The sequence below is a fragment of the Gordonia terrae genome (assembly GCF_051789125.1).
GTDB lineage: Bacteria > Actinomycetota > Actinomycetes > Mycobacteriales > Mycobacteriaceae > Gordonia > Gordonia terrae_A.
This window is the reverse complement of record NZ_CP196526.1, coordinates 3033489-3056544: the sequence shown is the minus strand read 5'-3', so window position 1 is coordinate 3056544 and position 23056 is coordinate 3033489. Positions and strand designations below refer to the sequence as shown.

Below are 23056 nucleotides of genomic sequence, written 5' to 3'. Positions count from 1 at the left end.
TTCGGTCCTGTTGCCGAATCGGTTGGGGACAACCGAGCGGCGTCGGGCGGTATTCCGCGCGGGCCCGGCATCTCAGTCGAGGAGGTTGACGGCGTTGGCTACGACGAGGCTCAGGATCACGATCGACAGCATCGACTGGACCGCCATCGCGAGCTTGGCGCGTCGGGTGAACGGCATGACGTCGGTGGGACTGAACGCGGTCGCATTGGTGAGGGCCAGGTAGAGGTAATCGAAGTAGACCGGGCGCCACCCCGGCGGAGCCAGATCGGGGTCGAGTTGCTGCGGAAACACCAGGTCTGGACAGGCGCGCCGCTGCAGGTGCCTGTTGACGGGCCCGCCGCCGTCGAGTTCCCAATAGAGAAAGGCGAACGCGATGACGGTCTGCGACCAGACCAGCGCGCCCGCGACGAGCAGTTCGTTCGCCGCCTCCGTCTGCGGATTGCCGTGGAGGAGTTCCCAGACAAGTCGTCCCGCGCCCCACGCCGCGCCGGCCGCGATCGCGACGACAAGTCCGATCGACAGTGCCCGGACCCAGCGTCCAGGACGGTCGATCCGGCCCGGGTCCACCACGATCAGAGTGAGGAGGACGGTGCCCTCGACCGCTGGGAGCAGCCACTCGGTGCCCGCCGAATAGCGAGCGGGTAGCAGGAACGGTATGGCCATGGCGATCAGCACGAAAGCCGACGCGGTCCAGCGCTGTTCGGCGCGTGTCAGGGGGTCGGCGGGCGACGTGTCCTCGCTCATCGCTGAGTCCCCTCCGATCCGCTCCGGCGAAAGGAGCGATAGAAGGATCTCATCGCCGCCGCCTCGACGGGTCCAGTTCGTCGGCCGGGGACCCCGCCGCCACAATGCTGCCAACGATCACTGTTACGCTCGCCGTTGATATTGTCACTCGTGGATAGGTACGAACACCATGGCCGAACGGTCCTCTTGGGAAGACGACGATCTCAGCGCGCTGCGCGATCTGGCTCGCAGTTTCTGCGAGAAGGAGATCAAGCCGAACGCCGAGAAGTTCATCGAACAGCACCACGTCGACCGCGACCTGTGGAACAAGGCCGGAGAGCTCGGCCTGCTCTGCATGTCCATCCCCGAGGAGTACGGCGGCGGCGGGGGCACCTTTGCCCATGAGGCCGTGCTGATCGAGGAACAGGCCCGCGTCGCCGACAGTTCCTGGGGCGTCAGCCTCCACAACGGGATCGTCGCGCACTACATCCTCGAATACGGCTCTGAGGAGCAGAAGACCGCCTGGCTGCCGAAGATGGCGAGCGGCGAGGCGGTCGGTGCCATCGCGATGACCGAACCGGGCACCGGATCAGACCTGCAGAACGTGAAGACCAAGGCGATCAAGCAGGGTGACGAGTACGTCATCGACGGCTCGAAGACGTTCATCACCAACGGCAGCCAAGCCGACATCATCATCGTCGTGGCCAAGACCGACGTCTCCGAGGGGGCCAAGGGCATCTCGCTCATCCTGGTCGAGGCGGACCGCGAGGGCTTCCGTCGCGGTCGGGTGCTCGACAAGGTCGGCCAGCGCGGGCAGGACACCTCGGAGCTGTTCTTCGACGGTGTGCGTGTCCCCACCTCGAATCTCCTCGGCGCCGAGGAAGGGCAGGGCTTCATCCAGCTGATGCAGCAGCTCCCGCAGGAGCGGCTCATCATCGCCGTGGCGTCGGTCGCGGGCATGGAGAAGGCGGTCTCGGAGACCATCGCCTACACCAAGGACCGCACAGCCTTCGGTCGGCCGATCTTCAGCTTCCAGAACACCAAGTTCAAACTCGCCGAGGCGGCCACCGAGACGCGCATCGGCCGCGTCTTCGTCGACGACTGCATCACCAAGCACCTCAAGGGCGAACTCGACATCCCGACCGTCGCCATGGCCAAGTGGTGGACCAGCGACCGCGCCATGGTGGTCGCCGACGAGTGCCTCCAGCTGTTCGGTGGCTACGGCTACATGAACGAGTACCCGATCGCCCGTCTGTGGGCCGACAACCGTGTGCAGAAGATCTATGCGGGCACCAACGAGATCATGAAGGAGATCATCGCGCGGACGCTCTGACGATCCAGCGACTCCGAACAGACGACGGCCCCGGTGACGCGATCACCGGGGCCGTCGGTGTCGCCGAGCCGGCCGAGGGGCGGCGTGGAACAGGTGCCGGTGATGACCTACGTGGTGTGATCAGCGCGATGATTCTTTAGCGGGCGAAACGGATATACAAGGGTTCAGGAACCCGGCCGGGCCTGTTGGAGAAGGAGTCAGTACTGGTGATGACAGAGAACCACCACGGCGCTCGCGCCACTTCGGAGCTCGAATGACCTCGGGTCACGACGTGCCGGTGGACGGGCGGACACGACACTACGGCGACTTCTACGGCGTCGCGGGGTTCGATGCCGAGTCCGGTGAGGTCACCGACGATCGGGAACTGCTCGTCGTCTGGGGGAATTGCCAGGCCGAAGCCTTGCGGATCGTGTTGTCCAGCTCCCCGGACCTGCCGTTCCGTACCGTCCGCGTCCCGCCGGTCCACGAACTCGAGTCCTCCGACATCGCCCACGTCGAGAACCTCGTCCGGCGGGCCGCGGTCATCGTGTCCCAACCGGTGCGTGCCGGATACCGAGGCCTACCGATCGGTGGACCGGACCTGGCCGAACTGACGCCGTCGGCGTCCGTCATCGTCTGGCCGGTCATCCGCTACGGCGGGTTGTATCCGTTTCAGGTCATCGCCAGGCATCCCTCGCAGCCGTCGGCGGTGCCCGCTGCCGTGCCGTATCACGACCTCCGAACGGTCCTCGCCGTGCGAGACGGCCGTCAATCCTTCGACGAATGGGACGTCGACGTCGCGGGCGAGCGCCTCCGGGAGGCAGCGCACTGGAGTGTGGGCCAGCTCGCGGCTCGCGAACGCCGCCAGTGTGACATCGCCATCTCCGACATCCTGCTCGAGGCCGGGGCCGAGGCCGCCCACACGATCAACCATCCCGGGAACCGGGTACTGCTGAGGCTCGGTCACCGGATGCTCGACGCACTCGGTGCATCGGCGCCGATTCCGCCATCGCGTGAGCTGCTGGGCAACGTCCGCGCGCCGTTGGAACAGCGGGTGATCGATGCGCTCGGTGTCGACGCATCCCCGCGGGCATTCTGGGACGTCAACGGCGCGACGCTCACCGAGGAGGACGTCCACCGCAGCCAGATGCTCTGGTACGCCGATCATCCCGAGTTCATCGATGCCGTGCTGGACCGCTACGTCGACCTCATCGAGATCCTGGGGATGGCATGACGAGACCCCTGGGACACCTCCTCGTCGGACCCCGGTCGCACGGTGTGGTGCGGTATGCGCAATCGGTGTTCGACGCGGTGACCGCCGAGGGCGGTCATCATCGTCTGGCGCACATGCGCACACTCCGCGCCGGCCTGCCCGCGGGGCTGGCCGACTGTGCGCTCGTGCACGTGCACGTGACCGATCGTCTGTTCGGACGCACGCCTGTGCAAGCACGCGACAATCTGCTCGCGATGATCGCGGGTCTTCGCCGGCCGGTCTCGGTGACGTTGCACGACCTACCCCAGCCTTCGGACGGAAGGGCAATGCAGGCACGCGTTGAGTTCTTCCACTCGGTGGCCCGAGCGGCGACCGGCGTGATCGTGTCGAGCCGACACGAGGCGTCGCTGTTCGCCGAGTACGTCGACCCGGCGATCGACGTGGAGGTCGTACCGCTGATGATCGACTCCCGCCGCGTCGACAAGCCCTCGGAGACATCGGAATCGACGGTCGGTGTGCTCGGTTACCTGTATCCCGGGAAGGGGCACCTCGAGACACTTCGTGCGATGTCCGGTCTCGATCCGTCGGTCGGTTTCGTCGCGCTCGGCACTCCGTCACCAGGACACGAGGATCTGGCCGATGACCTCGCCAAGCTCGCGGCCGACATGGGAAGGCGGTGCGAGATCACGGGATATCTGACCGACGACGAACTCCAGCGGGCCTCTACCGCAGTGACGGTTCCCGTTGCCTATCACCGGCACATGTCCGCATCTGGCTCGATCAACTCCTGGATCTCCGCCGGGCGCAGGCCACTGGTGCCGCGCACCACCTACACCGAGGAACTCGCCGCGCGTTCCCCAGGGGTGTTGACGATGCACGAGAACACCGACGAAGCGCTTCGGGCCGCCATCGAGAGTGCGTTCCTGCATCCGGCGGACACCTGGATCGATCCAGCAGTGGTGCCGTCACCCACAGCTGTCGACGTCGGGCGAGTACATGAGCGGTTGTTGCGGCGGTGGAGTGCGTGACGGCCATTGGGCTCGGCGATGGTCGGATCACGTTGCCCGACAACCGTTGGGACCTCGTCGACGACCTGTTGCCTGAACCCTCGGTGGTGACCCCGCTGGTGAGTGTGGTGATCCCGTACTACAACCAGCCGCGCCAACTCGCGCTCGTTCTCGAGGCGTTGACGGCGCAGACCTACCCGGCTGATCGACTCGAGGTGGTGGTCGCCGACGACGGTTCGTCCTGCTCGCCGGATGTCAGCGCGTGGACATCCCGATTGACCATCACGGTGGTATCGCAGGAGGACAAGGGCTTTCGTGCGGCGGCCGCCCGCAACCTGGGAGTCGCGGCGTCGAAGGGCTCGATCCTGTGTTTTCTCGACGCAGACACGGTTCCGACAGCCGGTTATCTCCGCCGCGCGGTCAGGCTGCCGGCCGCGGCACCCGACGCACTCGTGGTCGGCCGGCGCAAACATGCCGATCTGAGTGGGGTTGCACCGAACTCGGTGGTCGACTGGCTGTCCGAGTACCAGTACCTCGAAACCTCGCACGACTGCGAACCCGGCTGGCTGGTCGACGCGTACGACCGCACGTCGAACCTCCTGGCCCCGGGCTGGGACAGCTACAAGTACATGATCAGTGCGGTGATGACTTGCAGCCGTGACCTATTCGACGATGTTGGAGGATTCGATCCGTCGTTCGTCCGGTACGGCGGAGAGGACTGGGAGTTCGCCAACCGGGCCTTCATGATGGGCGCGGTGTTCGCGCACGAACCCCGTGCGGTCGCATGGCACGATGGTCCCGATTGGGCCGAGCGTGCGGTGCCCGAACGGATCTCGGCGAAGAACGCCGAAGCTCTCGCGCTGGCCCCGCTCGTCACCGATCCGGCGGCCAGGACCGCCGGTCTGTGGTATCCGATCCCCGACATCGCGGTGGTCGTGTCGACGGAGGGTCACAGCGCGGCATCCCTGATGCAGACAGTCGCCAGTGCGCTTCGCGGGGTCGATGCGGCCGTCTGGCTGGTGGGGGCGTACGCCGATGAATTGATCGCCCAACTGGGCGTGCATGATTCGCGTATCCGGATCGGTGATCCGGACGCATCGACGCTGTCGCGGTGCAGGTTCGTCGTCGAGGTCACCGGGCCCGTCGTCTTCTCCGGTGATTCCCTCGCGCTGCTCACGGCCCAGCTTGCGCCGGGGGAGTGCGGCCAGGTGACGGTGGACTTCGACGGCTCGCCGCCCGCGTCGGTGACGGTCGCGTCGTCGCGCGCACGACACCGGGTCCGACGATGGTCGGCCCACACCGATGTGGGTGCTGACGAACTCCTGCAGCGGCTGTTCGGGGTCCGGACTGTGCACCACGATGAAGTCGGCATCTCCGTCGCGGATGGGGAGCCGTTGTTGTCCTGGTGAGCGTCGATCCGGCGCTGGAGCTCCCGGTCAGGCGCGAGCGGCCACTGGACGTGTTGTGAAGGTTCCGATCATGGGTCGACAGGGTCTGCGTTCGCGAACGATCCTCGCACATTCGCCAGTAGAACTTGGGTCGCGTAGGTAGCAGAACTCACAACCCTTCTCTGCGACAGTTGGGTGTCTTACGCCCCTGAAACCGGCTCCGCGTGCCGGGTCGGGTAGCACGCTGCCAAGGTGCCGGACACGTCGTCCGCGCCGACAGCTCTGAGTCCTACACGGCTATTCTGCCGTGGCGTAGAACAAGAAACGTAGACTGTCACCGTGGTCTCCTCGATGCTCCTTCGCGTGAACTGGGCGCGGCCGTGAGCGCGTACGACGAACGCCCCTGGCTCGCCAGCTACCCGGCAGGGCGTCCTGTCGAGCGGCCCATCGAGTTCGATTCGGCCCTGGCGATCTTCTACGCCGCGGTCAGCGCAGCACCGGACGGGCCGGCTATCTACTACTTCGACGCGACGATCACGTGGAGAGAAGTCGATCGGGCTTCGGACGCCCTGGCCTCCCTCCTGATCTCGCGCGGCTTCGTGCCCGGAGATCGCCTGGCGCTGTGTCTGCAGAACAATCCTGCTGTCGTGATCGGTCTCGTGGCCGCGTGGAAAGCCAGAGGTATCGCGGCTTTCATCAGTCCGATGAGCAGGGAGCACGAGTTCGAGGTGGCGGTTCGGGATTACGCGCCGACCGCCTTGCTGATCCTGGGCGATGTTTACGACGATGTGGCGCGGCGAGTTCTGTTGCCCGGGGACACCGCAATACGCACCGTTGTGACTGTCTCGTCTCTTGACTTTCAACTTCGCAACGATGCCCGCATTCTCAGCGATGTCACCCGGCGTGCGGTCGGCGACACGCTCGACCTCGTCGCCGTCCTGTCGAGCTTTGGCGGCCCGACGCCGAAGGTGCATTTACCGGCGCCATCCGACATCGCGGTGCTCGCCCCGACATCCGGCACCACTGGGGAACCCAAGGGCGCCATGGTGACTCATCGTAATCTGGCCTTCAGCGCACAGGGTTATCGCGACTGGTTCGGTCTTGCCGCGGGGGAGCCGATCCTTGCCATGGCCCCAATCTTCCATGTCACCGGACTGGTTGGCTCGGTGATGTTGGCGCTTCTGTTACGTTCGCCCATCGTCCTCACTCATCGGTTCGATGCGGGTGTCATTCTCGACGCTGTTCGTGAGTGGCAGCCCAGATTTGCAGTAGCCGCGATCACCGCGTACATCGCGCTCGCTGAGGAGCCGGGAATCACCCCGGAGGACCTGTCCAGCTTGCGAGTGCGGTGTTCGGGAGGGCTGCCGATCCCGCCTGCGACCGCTGAACGGCTCGAAGCCGCTCTCGGAGGCTACATCTACAACGTGTACGGGCAGACAGAATCGACGTCGCCGTCGCACATGGTTCCGTTCGGCGTGCGCGCGCCGATAGACGATGAGACCGGTGTACTTTCCGTCGGATTGCCGGTTTTCGACACCATGGTCAAGGTTGTCGACGACAAGAGGCAGCCGGTTTCACCTGGCGTGATCGGCGAGTTGGTCACCTCTGGTCCCCAGATCGTTGCGGGCTACTGGCGGCGGGAGGCGGCAACAAGCGCATCGTTCGTCGATGGGGCCCTCAGAACGGGCGACGTCGGATTCATGGACTCAGACGGTTGGTTCTACGTTGTAGATCGCAGCACGGATCTCATCAACGCTGCGGGTTACAAGGTGTGGCCATTCGAGGTCGAGCAGGTGCTTGCATCGCACCCGGCGGTGCGTGAAGTTGCAGTCATCGGAATCCCTGACGACTATCGGGGCCAATCCACGCGGGCGTATGTCGCGTTACGGCCCGGTGAGACCGCGACGGTCGTTGAGTTGATCGAATACTGCCGAGCCCGTATGTCTGCGTATAAGTACCCGCGGGAAATCGAATTGGTGGACGCGCTACCACGCACTGCGACAGGCAAACTCATGCGTAGAGCACTCCGTCAACATTAACCCGTTATCTACCCTCCCACGTGGGGTGCTGTTTGCTGATGAAGATTCGGAACCATCACCGAGGGGACCGGCCCCGCAGCCGGGAATGCTGGTTACCGAAGAGGTCATCCTCAGTACCGGCCCGCGGCCGCGGGGCTGCTGGTTCGCGCACGAACGGGGTTGCGTCTCAGGGCAATGTAGCCGGCGTCGACCTTGAGTTGCGTTCCCGTAACGTAGCGGGCCCGGTCGGAGGCCAGGAGCAGCCCGTCGATCACATCCTCCGGTTCGATACTGGGGACCGGGATCGGATGCATCTGGGTGAACAGTTCGCCGAACTGCTCCCTGGTGGGATTCTCCTGGGCTGGTAGAAACAGCGGCTTCAGCTGACGATCGTGACTTCTTCGACGAACGCCGTCGGTAAGGAACTCGCGTCGGAGAAGTTCTGCAGATCGTCGATCGCGGCGGCGAATTCAGGGCTCGCTGCCGCGTGCTCGAACGCCGCTTTGTCGGCGAAGCGGATGCTGGCTACGCCCAAAAAGGGGGGTTCCCCTTCGGGTGCGCCTACAGCGTGTTGCTGTACGTAGTGCTGTACCCCAGGGATCTTCGCGGCCAAGGGGCCGTGGGTATCACGCCAGTACTGCAGGGCTTCGGTCCGGTCGAAGTCGTCTTTCTCGTGGATCACGAACGTCACTGTGAACATTGGCTCTTCCTTCATTTCTCGTTGGGTGTCAGCAGACCGCGACCGATGAGACGGCCTTCGTCGAGTGCGTGCAGAGCGTCGTTGACGCCGTCGAGCGGGAACAACGTCGTTGTGAGGTCGATCGTGCCCCGAGCGGTCAAGGCGACCAGCTCGACCAGTTCGTTGTAGTTTCCGCAGATGTTGCCGACGAAGCTGGTCTCCGGGAAGAGCGCCTCACCGAGGATCTCGACTTCGAGCTTTCCGCCGTAGCCGACCAGCATGTCCACGCCATTCGGTCCGAGGAGCTCGACTCCGTCCCGCTCGGCGCCGCCTTCCCCGACGAAATCGATGACGACTGCGGCGCCGGCGCCGCCGGTGAGCTCGCGGATTTCAGACACGTGGGACCGGTCGTCTTTGGCGAGCACCCGATGGTCGGCGCCCCAGCCGCGGGCATGTTCGAGTGCGGTCTCGCTGCGGTCGACGACGATGATCTCCGTTTGCGAGAGCGCGCGAAGGGCTTGGATCCCGATGTGTCCGAGACCGCCTGCGCCCAGGACCACGGTATGGGTCCCGGGGACGGCGAGTGGCAACGATTTACGGACTGCGCGGTAAGCAGTGAGTCCAGCGCAACCCAGTGGCGCAACCTGTGCAGGTGTGAGGTTGTCGGGGAGTGGCACCAGTGCTCGCGCGTTGGTCTTGACGTATTCGGCGAATCCACCGGGGGCGAACACACCGGGAAACATGCTGGCGGTGCAGTGCATGTCGTCGCCTGCCCGGCACGCCTTGCAGTAGCCACACGTCGCCAGAGGGTGCAGCAGGACTGCGTCGCCGACGGCGAGGTGCCGCACGCCTGGCCCGATTTCTTCGACCCAGCCCGCGGTCTCGTGTCCGCATACGAACGGCAGGCTCAGATCTGCCGCCTTGTGAGCCTCGTCGAACTGCCCGTCCCAAAGGTGGAGGTCAGTGCGGCAGAGACCGGCGGCACCGACTCGCACGATGGCTTCGTCCGGGGCTGTGATGGTGGGGTCTTGGACCTCGGTGATCTCGAAGTCTCTGCGGTATTCGGTGAGTACTGCGGCTTTCATGTGTTCTCCATTCGTGTCTGCGGTGTGGTGTCGTCGAATCTGTGGCCGGCGCGTGCCCCCGCTAATGACCGTCGGTCAGATGGAAAGTGGTCTCCGGGTCGATACCGAACGACCGAAGCCGCCGGTACAGGGTGGTGCGGCCGATCTGCAGGAGTGTGGCCGCCTGCGCGCGGTTGCCCTTGGTTTTGGCGAGCGTGCCCATGATCTCGGTGAATTCGAGCTGCTCGAGGCGAGAGAGGGGGCGCGTTGCGACGGTCGCGAGTACCTCGGGGGGAAGATCGTGTATCTGGACCGAGCTCGAGACGGAGTGGGCGAGCGTGGCTCGGACCACCGACTCGAGCTGCCGAATGTTGCCGGTCCACGGGGCTCGTGTGAGTATCCGTGTGGTCTCGGGCGGCCAGACGGGTGCAGGGCGGCGTGGTGCGTGCCGTTCGGTGAGGTCTCGGATCAAATCCGGAATACGTTCGGGGCGTTGGGCGAGGGAGTCCAGCTGAACCCGTCCTCCTATTCGGTCGATCAGGGCCTGGTGAATGGGTGCGCCGATGTCGGCGGTCGCGAACAGTCGCGCGCCGTCTTCCCCAGCCCGGTCCAAGATCGCGCACACCGTCGTCGCGGCAATGTCATCGAACGCCTCCACATGGGTCAACAGGACAGCACTACCCCGCTCAGCCAGTCGGGCCGCCAGCGATGAGAACCACGCAGTCCCCTCCACCCGCTGTAGTGCACAGTCCAGCCGAGCCATCGGCGCGTCGCCGACGGCTGCCGCTTGCTTTTCGGCATACGTTGACTTCCCGGTCCCAGGCTCACCCACGACCAGTACCCGCCGCGTGTCCGCTGGGCTCAGTCGCGGATCGACTGCCCTGGAGATGCCGGCGGTGAGTGCTTTGCCACGCGATCCGGGGCGGGTGGCTGACTGCAAATTCAATTGGATCACGAGCCCCACCGCCGTGCCTCCGTCGACGATCTCGTCAGTCTGGATCGGTACCGTCACTCCAGTGGGCAGAGTGAAGGTACCCCGTGATGAGTTCTGGGCGACCTGCTCCCAGACGAACGGCCTACCGAGCTCCTCGATGCTGCGGGCGGCTGGATTGCAGATCATCATGCGCTCGCTGATACAGGCGACAGCTGCTCGTGAGTTGCGAGCCACGGCGACGAAGCGGTCGAACACAAGGCGATCTTGACGCGTCGCCCGGCGGAGCATCTCATCCTCGATCTCGCGGGCCGCAGCCATGCCCCACGGGAGCAAGAGGTCGTCGTCGTCGGTGAGTCGGCGCGCAACGTTGACTGCGCCCATCAGCCGACGGGTCAATGGGTGGTGAATCGGGGTGGCTGCGCACACGAACGGCGCGTAGGCGGTCAGAAAGTGCTCAGATCCACGAATCTTGATCGGCCGCCCCGTCTCCAGCGCCGTGCCCAGGCCGTTGGTGCCCAGCACTTCCTCACTGAACAGGAAACCAGGCTCACCACCCATTTCTGCCAGAAACTTCCGGACGGGCTTCTCCCCGCTCCATGCCCGCTGGATATGGCCGCCGGCATCCGTCAACATCACAGCGGTCGGTCCACCGTCGAGCGGCTGGAACAAGCGGTCGAGGACCGTTCCTGAAACCGCCACAAACGAATCCTGCGTGATGCGGTCGGGCTCGTAACGCGGGGAGAAGCGGTCGGGGTCGAGCCCGCACAACTCGGATCGCCGCCACGAGGAGTCCACCTCTCGCGGCAACCTCTGCTGTGCCAAACTACGTGCGCCACGTTCGGGGAGGGGGTCGCGAGTGAAGTCCTCACGCTTTCGTGTTGAGCCGCCCAAAACCTCTGCGCCTCTGGGCATGTCGACGTGCGTTTCCATCGATGCTCCTATGCGACAGTGCCTGCGCATGCCACTACCGCCGACACAGTGTCGGTCATGCTCACAGCGACTCCGGTGCGGTGGCCCGGACTACTGCGGCGACCTCGTCGAGCAGGGACCTTCCGAGCTCCACCGCCCCGCCCATCCAGTACAGTCCGTGGACGGCACCGTCGATTCGGTGCAGGGTGACGGGAACGCCTGCCCCCCTTAGCTTTTCCGCGTATGCGATTCCCTCGTCGCGGAGCGGGTCGTACTCACATACGGCAATGAACGCCGGCGGCAGACCTGAGAGATCGGCTGCGGCGAGCGGGACAGCATAGGGATTGTGAACGTCGCCCGGCGAGGGCAGGTAGTGGTTCCAGAACCACCGCATACTGCCGGCGGTCAGTAGATACCCCTCGGCGTTCTCGACATAAGAGGCGAAGGGGCTGCCCTCGGCAGGCGAGGTCACCGGGTAGAGCAGAACCTGGCGCGCGATCTTCGGGCCGTTACGGTCGCGGGCGGCCAGACTGACGGTGGTTGCCAGATTTCCGCCCGCGCTGTCCCCGCTCACCGTCAGGTCACCCGCGTCGGCGCCGAAGTCGGCGGCGTTCTGCGCAAGCCAGACGGTGGCGGCGTAGCAGTCGTCAAAAGGCGTAGGGAACGGATACTCGGGTGCCAGCCGGTAGTCGACGGACGCGACGACCGCGCGGGCGGCGTTCGCCAGCGCCCGACACGGTTTGTCGGCGACAGCGAGGTCGCCGATCACCCAGCCTCCGCCATGGAAGTACACCACGAGTGGCAGCGGCCCCTCGGCATCCGGTCGGTAGATGCGGACGTCGATTGTGCCGCCGTCAACCGGCACGGTCTCAGTCCGCACCTCGGCAACCTCCTCTGCGTCACCCTGTAAATCGATGAACGCATGGGCGGTTTCGCGGGCTTGTGCGACGGTCATCTGATCGAACGGAGGTACGCCTTGGGCGGCCAACGCATCGAGCAGGCCTTCGGTCTGGGGATCCAACGGCATTGTCAATATCTCCTTGGTCAGGCCCCGTCGGCGAGACGGACGGGGAGGGCGTGGTGGGTTTAGACGGAGGTCTTCTCGGGCTCGGTCACCTGTGCTGCGGAGACAGTGAATGCGCCGTCGTCCGGATCGCTCAACAGCTTTTCGAAGTCGGCCATGTTGCCCGGCCATTGGGTCACGATCCGCCCGGAGTCGGACCGGTAGTAGCGACTGCCGACTTCCCGCCAAGGTCCCACCGAGTCCAATTTGCGCTGCAGCCAGGCGTTGTACTCCACCGTCGCGTCATCGCTGACTTCGATACTGTCCAACCCTTCATCTCGCATGCGCTGGAGTTTCGCGACGACGTAGTCGGCCTGTAGCTCCAGCATGCGGATGATCGAGCCGTTGTTGGTGTTGGGTCCGTAGAGCATGAACAGGTTGGGAAACTCCGGAATGGTCATCCCCTTGTAGGCGTACGCACCCTCAGCCCAAACCTCTGTCAGTGCCCGCCCGCCCCGACCCTTGACATCGATGACCGACAGGAACCTGTCTGTCTTGTAGCCGGTGGCGGCGATGATCGCATCGTATTTTCGCTCGCGCCCGTCGACGGACACGATTCCGTGCGGAGTGATATGGCTGATCGCCTCGGTCACGAGCTCCACGTGGTCTTCATTGAACGTCGGGTAAAAGGTGTTGGAGAACAGCGGTCGCTGTGCGCCGATCGGAACACTGGGCACCATCTTGCGACGCAGCTCAGCGTCCTGGATCACCGCCAGATTCTCCATTGCGCTGGCCCGGAGCTCTTCGATCATTTCCGGCTCGTCGTAGGTCACGAGACGTTCGAAGTAGTCGACGACGTCTGCGCGCGGACCGTTGAGTGATGCGGGGTCGTTGCGAAAGCCCTCCAGCTCTTCGGCGGTGTACTCCGGGTCCTCCTTCGGAAAGATCCAGTTCGGAGTGCGCTGATAAACATCAAGGGCGCCAACCTCTTTGGCGAGTTCGGGTACCATCTGCACGGCCGACGCGGCCGTACCGATGACGGCAACGGCCTTGCCTGCCAGGTCTGGCTTCTGCTCGGGCCACGCGCCGGCGTGCACGGTGGTTCCGGCGAAGTCCTGCAATCCGGGGATCTCTGGCCAGTGAAGACGGTTGAACATTCCGAGTGCGCTGATCACAACGGTCGACGACGTCGTCCATCCGTCTTCGGCCGTCAGGGTCCAGGCGCCGGTCTCATCGGACCACTCGGCTGCGACGACCGTCGTCTGGAACCGGATATGATCGGTCACGTCGTACTTGTCGGCGACTTCCTGGATGTAGCGACGGATTTCCGGCTGCGGTGCGAATGCACGAGACCAGTCGACCTTTTGCTCAACGTTGAAGCCATACACCAGCGAAGGTACGTCGCAGCACAGTCCCGGATACCGGTTGTTGGTCCAGGTCCCGCCGACTGTCGCGGCTCGCTCAACAATGAGGAAGTCGTCTATGCCGGCGGCTTTCAGTGCCATGGCGGCGGCGATCCCGCCTGGGCCGGCGCCGATGATGGTAGCGAAGCGCCGTCCGTGTCTCTCGGTGACCTGCATTGTGGATTGTCCTCCTGGTGGGTTTCGTCGCGTGGATCGAAGATGTGCGTCGTTCTGTCAATCACTGTGTCAGCGATCACAATCCGTAGATGTTCCGATCTGAAACGCCTTGATCCCATCATCGGGAGGAACGCAAACACCACAGGGACGGGTTCTCCTTATCACCCACTGCGGCAACGAACGTCGTGATCAACCACTACGGGTAGGCCCAAGGTGCAGTGCTAACCCCAGGACCTACCCGTAGAACGGCGACTGGCCCCCCGGATCTCCTCAGAGGTCAGCGATAATCGGGCAGGATCTTCCGTTCGACCAAGTGGCGGAGCCAATGGCGGAACGACTCCTGCGTGTCCCATGTTTCAGTGAATCCGGCCTGCTTGATTTTCACAGTGCTGACAAATGCGGGGGGAGGGGGTTCGGTTGCGCCATAAGCCATGCAAAAGTCCGCGTAGTAGTGAGACTCGCCGAGAATCTCCTCGATACTGAGTTCACGAAGTCCGTACTTCTCGACGATCCTCTTCCAGACGTCGGCCTTTGCGGGAAGAAATTCCCCCAATGAAACCGGGTTGTCCGGTCCCGCTTCCACGCCGAGTTCATCTGCCAGTGCCGGCCAGAGGTCCCGCCACGAGAATACTTCACCGTTCGTGAGATTGAAGTGCTCTCCGGCGGCGCTAGGTGTAGCCGCCGCCCATACCAGGGCGTTGGCGATGAGTCTGGTATCAACCGCTTCCCACACATATGGTGCGCCGCCAGGAAAGCTGAAAGGCAGGCCTTCTTCTTTGCAAATTGCGGCGTATACGCCGATCACGGGTGGAAGATTCATGACCACGCCCACCGCGGGCCCGACGACCAGCTGTGGCCGAAAGATCGTCCAATCGAACTTGTCGGCGGCCGACTTTTCCTTTATGTAATCCTCCTGCAGCCAGTAGAAGTTCGCATGGTCGTCCCGCGGATATCGTTCGCGGGCGGGAATCGGCATGGGATGCAGGTGAATTCCATAGGCTTTCGTCCCTTGGAACAGCGAGACCTGCTTGATCGAAGCAACCTTGCAAAGCGGATCGATCAGATTTTGGAGCATCGCGCTGTTGGTGGACATCTGGTCGGGATCTGTCCATCCCTCGATCAGGCCAGGTTTTTCATAAACCGCTGTGTACACGACATGAGTAACGTCGGACAACTCGGCGACGGCCTTATCGACCTCGTCGGCGTCCTGAAGATTCAGGGGAAGGTGGCGGTAAGGACGAGTGCTTGTCGTTTCGGGGCGTCGCCGGGAGACAGCGATAACATCCCATCCATCTGCTAGAAAGGCATCTACAGCAGCTGTTCCGATCAGTCCGCTTGCACCAGCAATGAGTACGGTCGAGGACATGTGTTTCCTTTTTGATCCTGATGTAGGTCCCTCGTGAGGGATGTTGGAAGCGTTGGGGGGCGCTATCGATAGATCGGCGGCCTTTTCGCGAGATATTTGCTGCACCTGACGGGGGATGTCTTGGTTTAGGCAGTTCAGCGACAACCGGAGCCAATCGGTCTACCCAGTTGCAGTGCGCAGAGGTATGACGCTTCGCGGCTGCGGCCGAGATACACCATCGTCGGACGCGCCCGGCCCCGGTGATTGCTGTACCGGGGCCGAGACGCCGCAGAGGGCAACGTTGTCGAGCGTTCGCAATCAGACCCTAAGATTCGGCGGCAGATGTCTTCCCGACAATGCGGCGAATACTTCGTGTGACGGCTTTCGCGATCATCAACGTGGTAGGGCTGATGCTGGTGACGCCCTAACTGGGGGAGGCCCGCAGTGCTCGTCGGAGCAATTTGCCTGTGGCGGTCTTGGGGATTTCGTCCACGATCACGACCTCCCGCGGATATTTGTACGCGGCCATCTGCGACTTGCAGTGGGCGATCAGTTCTTCCGCGGTCGCCGATTTCCCCGGCCTCAGGCTGACGAAGGCCTTGACCGTCTCTCCCCGGTACTCGTCGGGTACGCCGATGACCGCTGCCTCGCGGACCGACTCGTGCTCGTAGAGCACGTCCTCGACCTCGCGCGGCCAGACTTTGTAGCCCGAGGCGTTGATCTGGTCCTTCTTGCGGTCGACAATGTAGAACCAGCCGTCAGAGTCCATGAAGCCGACGTCTCCGGTGTTCAGTACACCGCCGGGCAGGTCCTTCTCCGTGGCCTCCGGCTTGTTCCAGTACCCTGCGACCACTTGCGGTCCGGCGGTGACGAGTTCCCCGATCTCGCCGGGGGGCAGGTCATTTCCGTTCTCATCGACGATCCGCACGACGGTGTCATAAACCGGGACACCCACTGAGGTTGCGCCCGTGATCTCGTCCACGGGCGCACGGACGCCGAAGGGGACGCCGTGCGACGGCGATGTGGTTTCGGTCAGACCGTAGATGTTGTGTATGTAGTGGCCGAATTTCTCCTCGAACGCCCGGATTGTGCTGGGCGGGATGGGAGCACCGCCGGAGTAGATCTTGGTAAGGCTGGCCAGCGACTCGCGTTGAACGTCGGGGGTATTCATGAGTGCGATGAATACCGTGATGGACCCGACGGTGAACGTCGCCCGATGTTCCTCGACCGCGCGGATGGTCTCCATCGGGTCCATCCGGCCCATGAGGATCAGCGGCGCCCCGGTGAGCAGTGAGACCGCGATGTGTGCGATCAGGCCGGTGATGTGGAAAAGCGGCGCCACACCCAGGACCACGTCCTCGGAGTCGAGTCCGACCCAGTCCCGATAGGTCTGGGCGTTGAACACGACGTTCCGATGGGTGGTCATCGCACCTTTGGGTGGCCCGGTGGTCCCCGAGGTGTAAGTGAGGAATGCGATCGACTCCGGGCCTAGGTCGGCCGGTGGTGGCGTCTGACCCCGGAACTCGGCCATCATGGTCGCCATGTCGATCGTGCCCGGGCACTCGATCGGGGTGACCGCCGCCAGCGGGCCACGGTTGGCGCTCTGGTACTCCAGCTCGGACGTGGTGATGACCGTGCGGACGTCCGTGTTCTGCACGACCTGTGAGGCGACGTCACGGTAGAGGCCTTGCATCGACACGAGAACGGTCGCACCGGAGTCCCGCAAGATCTCGGTGAGCTCGCGGCTGCGGTACATGGGGTTTGCCGACACGGCGATCCCGCCGGCCTTCCACGTGCCCAGTTGTGCGATGACGAATTGCGGAATGTTCTGAGCGTAGATGACCACTCTCTCACCAGGTTCGAACCCGGAGTCGAGGATGCCCACGGCGAACGCGTCGGACAACTCGTCGAGCTCTCGGGCGGTGATCCGCCCGTCGAAGTACCGGATCGCATCGCCGTCGGCGTTGCGAGTGACGGTCGACTTGAACATGTCCAGTGCGGTGTCGAACTCGATCTCGAGGGAGGTCTTACCAGGATCCGGGTAGTGCTTGAGCCAGACCTTGTTGTCGTAGATGCTCACCGGCGTCACCGAAGGACGACGGGGTTGACCGGCGCACCGGTTCCCTCGACGATGTTCAGCGGTGCGGCTGTGTAGAGGAAGTCCCACCGGCCGTCGGCCGCGCAGGCATCTGCGAGCTTGTCCATGTCGCAGATCTCGGTCAGGACGATGCCGAGGTTACGCATGAGTGCGCAGTGCAACGGCAACATCACACCGGAGACGGGGTCCTGGGTCACCTCGTTGGCGATGGTGTCGGTGACGAGGTTGGGGATCTCCATCTCGTTGAACCAGTCGACCAGCTCGGGTGAGTAGGTCAGGCCTGGCTCGATGAAACCATCGTAGAATTCCTCGCCCGAGACTGCGTAGAAGTAGGTCATGAAACCGGTGCGGATGAGAAGGATGTCGCGCTTCTCGAGGACCACACCCTGCGCCTTTGCAGCTTCCTGGATATCTAGGTGGGTGAACGTCTCACCCTTGTCCAGCCACTTCTTGCCTCGGTGACGGGCGATGTCGATGAGCACGCCGCGGCCGACGACGCCACGCTCGGCGATGGGCTGCACGGACGCCTTCTTATTGCCGCCCACGGTGGTGCGGGCGTCGTAGCCGTTCCAGATCTGGCCGTCGTACCAGACGTGTCCGAGCGCGTCGTACTGCGAGGAGCCCTGCAGGAATATCTCGGCCTTGTCGTCCGCGTAGTGCAGACCGCCGGCGAAGTCGGGGGCTCCCTCTTTGCCCTCGTCCCAGGACGATTCGTCGAGAACGTTGACCCGTTTGGTTCCCACCCGGCCGGGGAAGACCGGGTCACCGTGCGGATGCCCCATCGGAACCTGGAGAGTGAAGACTTCACCGGACTTCACGTACCGGGTCCCGCGGAGCACTTCGTCGGCGCCGAGATAGTTCAGGGCGCCGACCTCGTCGTCATCTCCCCACTTGCCCCAGTTCTTCGGAGAGTCCTTGAGGAGTTCGCCCATCCCCGGTACGTCATGATGCTGGCTCATGGCTGCCTTTCGAGAGTCTAGAAAGAGGTGAGATCTGAACAGTCCGATCGTTCATTCGGTTTGTTCATTGTGGTGAGCGTCTCATCGCACAGGGGTTCCGTCAAGGGTTTCCGAGAAGTTGCCGAATCGCCGGGGGTTGTATGACACGCGGGAATCGGACCGGCTGTAGAGCTGGTTCAGCTCCCCTGAACATGCTGGTGAGAGCGATACTGCATCATGGAAAGTGCCAAGTTCGCGTATATGCGTGCCACTCGCGAAGGCTGGATCGCAGCCTCGGCCTCGATCCAGGTCGAGGGGGTGAGGCACATGGTCAAGATTGCACTGATCGCGAAGCGGGGTTCAGGAATGCTGAACTCCTTGGATTGAACCGCTCGGTATGCAACCCGCTCGAACATCTCCCGCACGTCGCCGTGGCCCGTTCCCGGCACTGCGCCCGCAAGAACTTCTGCCCGCGACGCCTCCGTGACCATGACGAAGGCCAAGGAGCGGCGCTTCTCGCGAAACAAGACGACGGCTTCCACCATGTTCGCGAACGCCTTAGCCGCGTCGCTGTCCTCGGCAGCGGCTTCCAGTCGCCAGCGGAGGTCCTCGTAAGCCCGGCCGATCAGCTCGAGCAGAAGATGCTTCTTGCTCGGATAGTGGTGGTAGATGCCCGCCACACTGATGTCCGCACCGGCGGCGATCAGGCGCATCGTCGCACCGTGATACCCGGTTTCGCGAAACACCTCCACGGCGGAGGCCAAGACCGGGTCCAGGTCCAGATCGTCGAAAACGCGCCACGTCGAGTGGGGCGATGCGGGATCTCGGTCCTCAACTGACCTCGATTCGCGCGACTCAGAACGCTGGGGGCGCAGAAGGTGAGAGGGTGGGACCCCGAGGGCCTCGGCGATGGCGCGCAATCTGTCGACGTTCAAGCCGACCTTCCCGTTCTCGATGGCGCTCATCGTGCCGACGCTGACTCCGATCGAGGCGGCGAGCTGGCGCAGGGTCTGACCGGCTTCAAGCCGCGTCGCGCGGACGACGTCTCCGCTGTGTGCGCCGTTGGCCTGTTCGGACATGCTGAACACAGTACGAGGCCTCCACCAAGTTGCAAGCCCGGAGCATGACGGCTGAGCAGCCGATCCGCCGGACGTCTGATTTTCGCCCCCGATAACCCGCGCATGAGAAGAAGCGTCCGCGGACGCCGGCCCGCGACGCAAACTGTCGGTCCCGACGGGGTGAGCGGACGCGCGATTCACGTGTCCAGTGTTTCGAAAGCTGAAGGTCCGCGATGCATGTGCTGAACGCGTCGAATGGACTCGACAGCTAGAACAGCACTTTTGGATCGATCAGCAACGTTGACAAACGAGCGTTCGTTCGCGAGCATGTTGAGAATCAACGGGCTGCCGCGAGAGCCCTGTGCGCCCGCAAGCGAGTCGGAAGGTCGGAGCACGACGGCGCGATGCGATCACGAACACGGGTCGGCAACCTGGCCCGCGCTCGCTCCGATGGTGAACCTGCGACTGCCGAACCCTCCCGCGTTCTCGCCCAAGGATGTCGGCGGTGCAGAATCAATCGAAGGGATAACCGTGAGCACCACCTCGGCAGTGGAGAAACTCGACGTGATCCGCGTGCGAGAATGGCTGCGCGGAGTCGAAACCGGCACCGTCGGGGATCTGAAGGCCACCCTCATCGCGGGCGGTCGCTCGAACCCCACGTACGCGCTGACCGACGGTGACCGCAGCTGGATCCTCCGGCGACCTCCCCAGGGACACGTGCTTCCCACCGCGCACGACATGGGCCGCGAATACCGTGCGTTGTCGTCCTTGAAGGACAGCGCCGTACCGGTCCCCAGAACCGTAGGGCTGTGCACGGATCCTTCGGTGATCGGAGCGTCGTTCTACGTCATGGACAAGCTGGACGGGATCACGCTACGAACGCAGAACGACACCCTGCAGCTCACCGAAGCCCAGCGCGCCGGTCTGGCGGATTCGATGATGACCACACTCGCCGAGTTGCACGATATCGATCCCGCCGATGTCGGGCTCGCCAATTGGGGCAAGCCCGAGGGCTTTCTCGCGCGGCAGATCCAACGTTGGCAACGCCAGTGGGACGCGTCGGCCACGTCTGATCGACCGGAGGTCGCCGAGCTGTTTCGACGCCTCCAAGCGGGTCTGCCCTCGCGAAGCTATCCGGGAATCGTGCACGGAGACTTCAAGATCGACAACATGATGGTCGATCGCGACGACCCCACTCGTATTCTCGGGGTCCTCGACTGGGAGATGTCCACGCTGGGAGACACGATCACCGACCTCGGCATCTTGTGCTCGTTCTGGGACCACGAAGGCGAGTTCTTCAATCCCATCACCGCAGGCGCGACGGCACTGCCGGGCTTTCCCACCCGCGACGAGCTGGTCGAGCGGTACGTGAGCGCTCGCGGGATCGATGTACCGGACATCGACTGGTATCTGGTGTTCGCCGATTTCAAGATAGCGATCATCCTCGAAGGCATCCACGCCCGTCACGCCCAGGGGCACACCGAGGGTGAGGACTTCGCCGGCGTCGGCGAGATGGTCGGTCCGCTCCTCGGACGCGCACTCGAGCGTGCATCTGCTTCATCCGTCACCGGCTTGGCCGGCTGAATCCACCGAAGGACACCTACATGACTCACTCGGTCAATACGTCGGCCATGCCCGCAACCGTCGACGTTGCCTCGCTCGATCTCAGACCGTCGGCCAAGGCGCTCGAGCTCCGCGAAACGCTCGTCGACTTCATGCACACGCACGTCTTTCCCGCCGAACACGAATACGAGGCCTACCGTGCGCAGGTCGGGCCAGGCGACAGCACTCTGCCGCCTGTTGTCGAGGCCCTCAAGGAGGAAGCTCGCTCACGCGGATTGTGGAATCTGTTCCTCCCTGCGTACTCCGGAATCAGTCAGCTCGACTACGCAGGTCTGGCCGAAATCACCGGCTGGAGCTTGCATTTGGCTCCGGAGGCGACGAACGGACAGGCGCCCGACACCGGAAACATGGAACTGTTGCATCTGTTCGGCACCGAAGAGCAGCAGACCCGGTGGCTGGAACCGTTGAAGGACGGCAAGATTCGATCTGCGTTCTCGATGACCGAGGTCGAGGTCGCCAGTTCTGATGCCACCAATATCCAGACCACCATCCAGCGCGACGGGGACGACTACGTCATCAACGGACGCAAATGGTGGACCAGCGGTGCATCCGACCCCCGCTGCAAGCTGCTCATCGTGATGGGCAAGACAGACCCCGACGCCGTGACTCATCGGCAGCAGTCGATGGTGTTGGTGCCGACCGACACCCCGGGTGTGACGGTGGTCCGCGACGTTCCGGTGTTCGGTCGTCACGACCAGCACGGGCACTGTGAAGTGGTGTACGAAAACGTGCGGGTGCCGGTGAGCAACATCCTCGGCGAGGAAGGCGCGGGCTTCGCGATAGCGCAGGCACGCCTCGGCCCCGGCCGTATCCACCACTGCATGCGCGCTCTCGGCGCCGCGGAACGTGCTCTCGGTCTGATGGTCTCGCGCGCCCAATCCCGGGTCGCGTTCGGAAAACCGCTTGCCGAGCAGGGCGTCGTGCAGGCGCAGATCGCCGAGTCCCGGATCGCGATCGATCAGGCACGGCTGCTGTGTCAGTACGCGTCGAAGATCACCGACGAGCACGGCAACAAGGCTGCAGCTCCTTACGTTTCGGCCGCGAAGGTGTCTGTTCCGCGCGTTGCCCTCGATGCGATCGATCGAGCAATTCAGGTCCATGGTGGAGCGGGCGTCAGCGACGACGTGCCGCTCGCAGCGATGTACGGGTGGCACCGAGCAATGCGAATCTTCGACGGCCCGGACGAAGTTCATGTACGCACCATCGCAAAGGCGGAGCTGAGGAAGTCTGCTCAGTAAAAGGATCGACCCTGGAGGCGCGCCTGATGCGCGCGACCGCGCAAGGGCGGCGGCATCGCCACGCCCACCATCATCGAACGAATCTGAGGTGAAACATGAGCGACAAGCGTTTCGACGGTGTCACAGCCGTCATGTCCGGCGGTAGCCGCGGCATCGGTCTGGCCATCGCGACCGAACTTGCACGCGGCGGAGCGAACCTGGTGCTCCTGGCCAAGACCGACAGTCCCGACCCTCGTCTACCAGGCACGATCCACACTGCGGTGGACGAGATCGAGGCAGCGGGCGGACAAGCTGTCGGCGTGGTCGGCGACGTGCGAAACGGCGAGGACGTCGAGCGGGCCGCGCGCACGGCGGTCGAGACGTTCGGCGGTGTGGACATCTGCATCAACAACGCGAGCGTCTTGAATCTCTCCGGCACCGAGGATCTGCCGCTGAAGAGATTCGACCTCATCCAGCAGGTCAACGTGCGCGGAACGTTCGCCTTGACGCAGGCATGCCTGCCCCACCTCAAGAAGTCTTCGTCGGCACACGTTCTGACGTTGTCGCCGCCGCTGAACATGTCCGAGGAGTGGCTGGGCAAGCATCCCGGGTACACCCTTGGAAAGTACGGAATGTCCTTGCTGGCTTTAGGTTTCGCTGCGGAGTTCGCAGAGGCCGGCATCGCGAGCAACTGTCTGTGGCCCGAGACCACCATCGCAACGGCTGCGGTGAAGAACTTGCTGGGCGGCGAGGAGGGCACTTCACACGCGCGCAGCCCACAGGTGATGGCCGATGCTGCCGCTGCCGTGCTCTCGCACACCCCAGGATACCGATCAGGCAAGACGTTGATCGACGTCGACGTGTTGGCCGAAGTCGGCATCACCGACCTCACCCCTTACGGAGGTGTCGAGCCGCTCGACTACGACATCTTCGTCGACCCTCGCTAG

18 protein-coding genes are annotated in these 23056 nt (G+C 63.8%); 8 read left to right on the top strand and 10 right to left on the bottom strand.

Going from position 1 to position 23056, the window contains the following annotated elements; genetic code table 11:
- Positions 1 to 72: 72 nt before the first annotated feature.
- Positions 73 to 744: a hypothetical protein gene (locus ACSUZC_RS13780; protein ID WP_439029098.1), complete on the bottom strand. Its 672-nt coding sequence runs from the start codon at positions 742 to 744 to the stop codon at positions 73 to 75.
- A 169-nt stretch (positions 745 to 913) separates the two neighbouring features.
- Between ACSUZC_RS13780 and ACSUZC_RS13775 the strand changes: the two genes are divergently transcribed.
- From ACSUZC_RS13775 to ACSUZC_RS13755, 5 genes are all read left to right on the top strand, one after another.
- Positions 914 to 2056, top strand: a complete 1143-nt coding sequence (locus tag ACSUZC_RS13775) for an acyl-CoA dehydrogenase family protein (RefSeq protein ID WP_439029097.1) — start codon at positions 914 to 916, stop codon at positions 2054 to 2056.
- 253 nt (positions 2057 to 2309) lie between these two features.
- Positions 2310 to 3269, top strand: coding sequence for a WcbI family polysaccharide biosynthesis putative acetyltransferase (locus ACSUZC_RS13770; protein ID WP_439029096.1), 960 nt, complete (start codon positions 2310 to 2312; stop codon positions 3267 to 3269).
- The gene (locus ACSUZC_RS13765) at positions 3266 to 4276 is read left to right on the top strand and encodes a hypothetical protein (RefSeq protein WP_439029095.1); all 1011 of its coding nucleotides are present in this window, start codon (positions 3266 to 3268) and stop codon (positions 4274 to 4276) included. Before ACSUZC_RS13770 ends, ACSUZC_RS13765 begins: the two co-directional genes overlap by 4 nt.
- Positions 4273 to 5664: a glycosyltransferase family 2 protein gene (locus ACSUZC_RS13760; RefSeq protein ID WP_439029094.1), complete on the top strand. Its 1392-nt coding sequence runs from the start codon at positions 4273 to 4275 to the stop codon at positions 5662 to 5664. Before ACSUZC_RS13765 ends, ACSUZC_RS13760 begins: the two co-directional genes overlap by 4 nt.
- 359 nt (positions 5665 to 6023) lie before the next feature.
- Positions 6024 to 7682 (top strand): class I adenylate-forming enzyme family protein, encoded by a 1659-nt coding sequence (locus ACSUZC_RS13755; RefSeq protein ID WP_439029093.1) that lies wholly within the window; start codon positions 6024 to 6026, stop codon positions 7680 to 7682.
- Between the two features lie 358 nt (positions 7683 to 8040).
- Here the strand turns inward: ACSUZC_RS13755 and ACSUZC_RS13750 are convergent, their stop codons facing one another.
- The 9 genes from ACSUZC_RS13750 to ACSUZC_RS13710 form a co-directional block, all read right to left on the bottom strand.
- Positions 8041 to 8361, bottom strand: coding sequence for an EthD family reductase (locus ACSUZC_RS13750; protein ID WP_439029092.1), 321 nt, complete (start codon positions 8359 to 8361; stop codon positions 8041 to 8043).
- An 11-nt stretch (positions 8362 to 8372) separates the two neighbouring features.
- Positions 8373 to 9425, bottom strand: a complete 1053-nt coding sequence (locus ACSUZC_RS13745; protein ID WP_439029091.1) for an NAD(P)-dependent alcohol dehydrogenase — start codon at positions 9423 to 9425, stop codon at positions 8373 to 8375.
- A 61-nt stretch (positions 9426 to 9486) separates the two neighbouring features.
- Positions 9487 to 11268: a sigma-54-dependent Fis family transcriptional regulator gene (locus ACSUZC_RS13740; protein ID WP_439029090.1), complete on the bottom strand. Its 1782-nt coding sequence runs from the start codon at positions 11266 to 11268 to the stop codon at positions 9487 to 9489.
- Positions 11269 to 11329: 61 nt separating this feature from the next.
- Complete coding sequence (locus ACSUZC_RS13735) at positions 11330 to 12274, bottom strand: alpha/beta hydrolase fold domain-containing protein (protein ID WP_439029089.1); 945 nt, start codon at positions 12272 to 12274, stop codon at positions 11330 to 11332.
- Positions 12275 to 12333: 59 nt separating this feature from the next.
- Positions 12334 to 13830: a flavin-containing monooxygenase gene (locus ACSUZC_RS13730; RefSeq protein WP_439029088.1), complete on the bottom strand. Its 1497-nt coding sequence runs from the start codon at positions 13828 to 13830 to the stop codon at positions 12334 to 12336.
- 277 nt (positions 13831 to 14107) lie between these two features.
- Positions 14108 to 15196 carry an SDR family oxidoreductase gene (locus ACSUZC_RS13725; RefSeq protein ID WP_439029087.1) on the bottom strand — a complete coding sequence of 363 codons (1089 nt, stop codon included), beginning with the start codon at positions 15194 to 15196 and terminating at the stop codon, positions 14108 to 14110.
- 403 nt (positions 15197 to 15599) lie between these two features.
- Complete coding sequence (locus ACSUZC_RS13720) at positions 15600 to 17255, bottom strand: class I adenylate-forming enzyme family protein (RefSeq protein WP_439029086.1); 1656 nt, start codon at positions 17253 to 17255, stop codon at positions 15600 to 15602.
- 5 nt (positions 17256 to 17260) lie between these two features.
- Positions 17261 to 18232, bottom strand: a complete 972-nt coding sequence (locus ACSUZC_RS13715) for a cyclase family protein (RefSeq protein WP_439029085.1) — start codon at positions 18230 to 18232, stop codon at positions 17261 to 17263.
- A gap of 176 nt (positions 18233 to 18408) precedes the next feature.
- A complete protein-coding gene (locus ACSUZC_RS13710) occupies positions 18409 to 19290 on the bottom strand; it encodes a TetR family transcriptional regulator (RefSeq protein ID WP_439029084.1) in 882 nt (293 codons plus the stop codon).
- A gap of 504 nt (positions 19291 to 19794) precedes the next feature.
- Between ACSUZC_RS13710 and ACSUZC_RS13705 the strand changes: the two genes are divergently transcribed.
- The 3 genes from ACSUZC_RS13705 (at position 19795) to ACSUZC_RS13695 (ending at position 23056) form a co-directional block, all read left to right on the top strand.
- Positions 19795 to 20853 carry a phosphotransferase family protein gene (locus ACSUZC_RS13705; protein ID WP_439033123.1) on the top strand — a complete coding sequence of 353 codons (1059 nt, stop codon included), beginning with the start codon at positions 19795 to 19797 and terminating at the stop codon, positions 20851 to 20853.
- A gap of 20 nt (positions 20854 to 20873) precedes the next feature.
- Positions 20874 to 22130: an acyl-CoA dehydrogenase family protein gene (locus tag ACSUZC_RS13700; protein WP_439029083.1), complete on the top strand. Its 1257-nt coding sequence runs from the start codon at positions 20874 to 20876 to the stop codon at positions 22128 to 22130.
- Between the two features lie 95 nt (positions 22131 to 22225).
- On the top strand, positions 22226 to 23056 hold the full coding sequence (locus ACSUZC_RS13695) for an SDR family oxidoreductase (protein WP_439029082.1): 831 nt from the start codon (positions 22226 to 22228) through the stop codon (positions 23054 to 23056).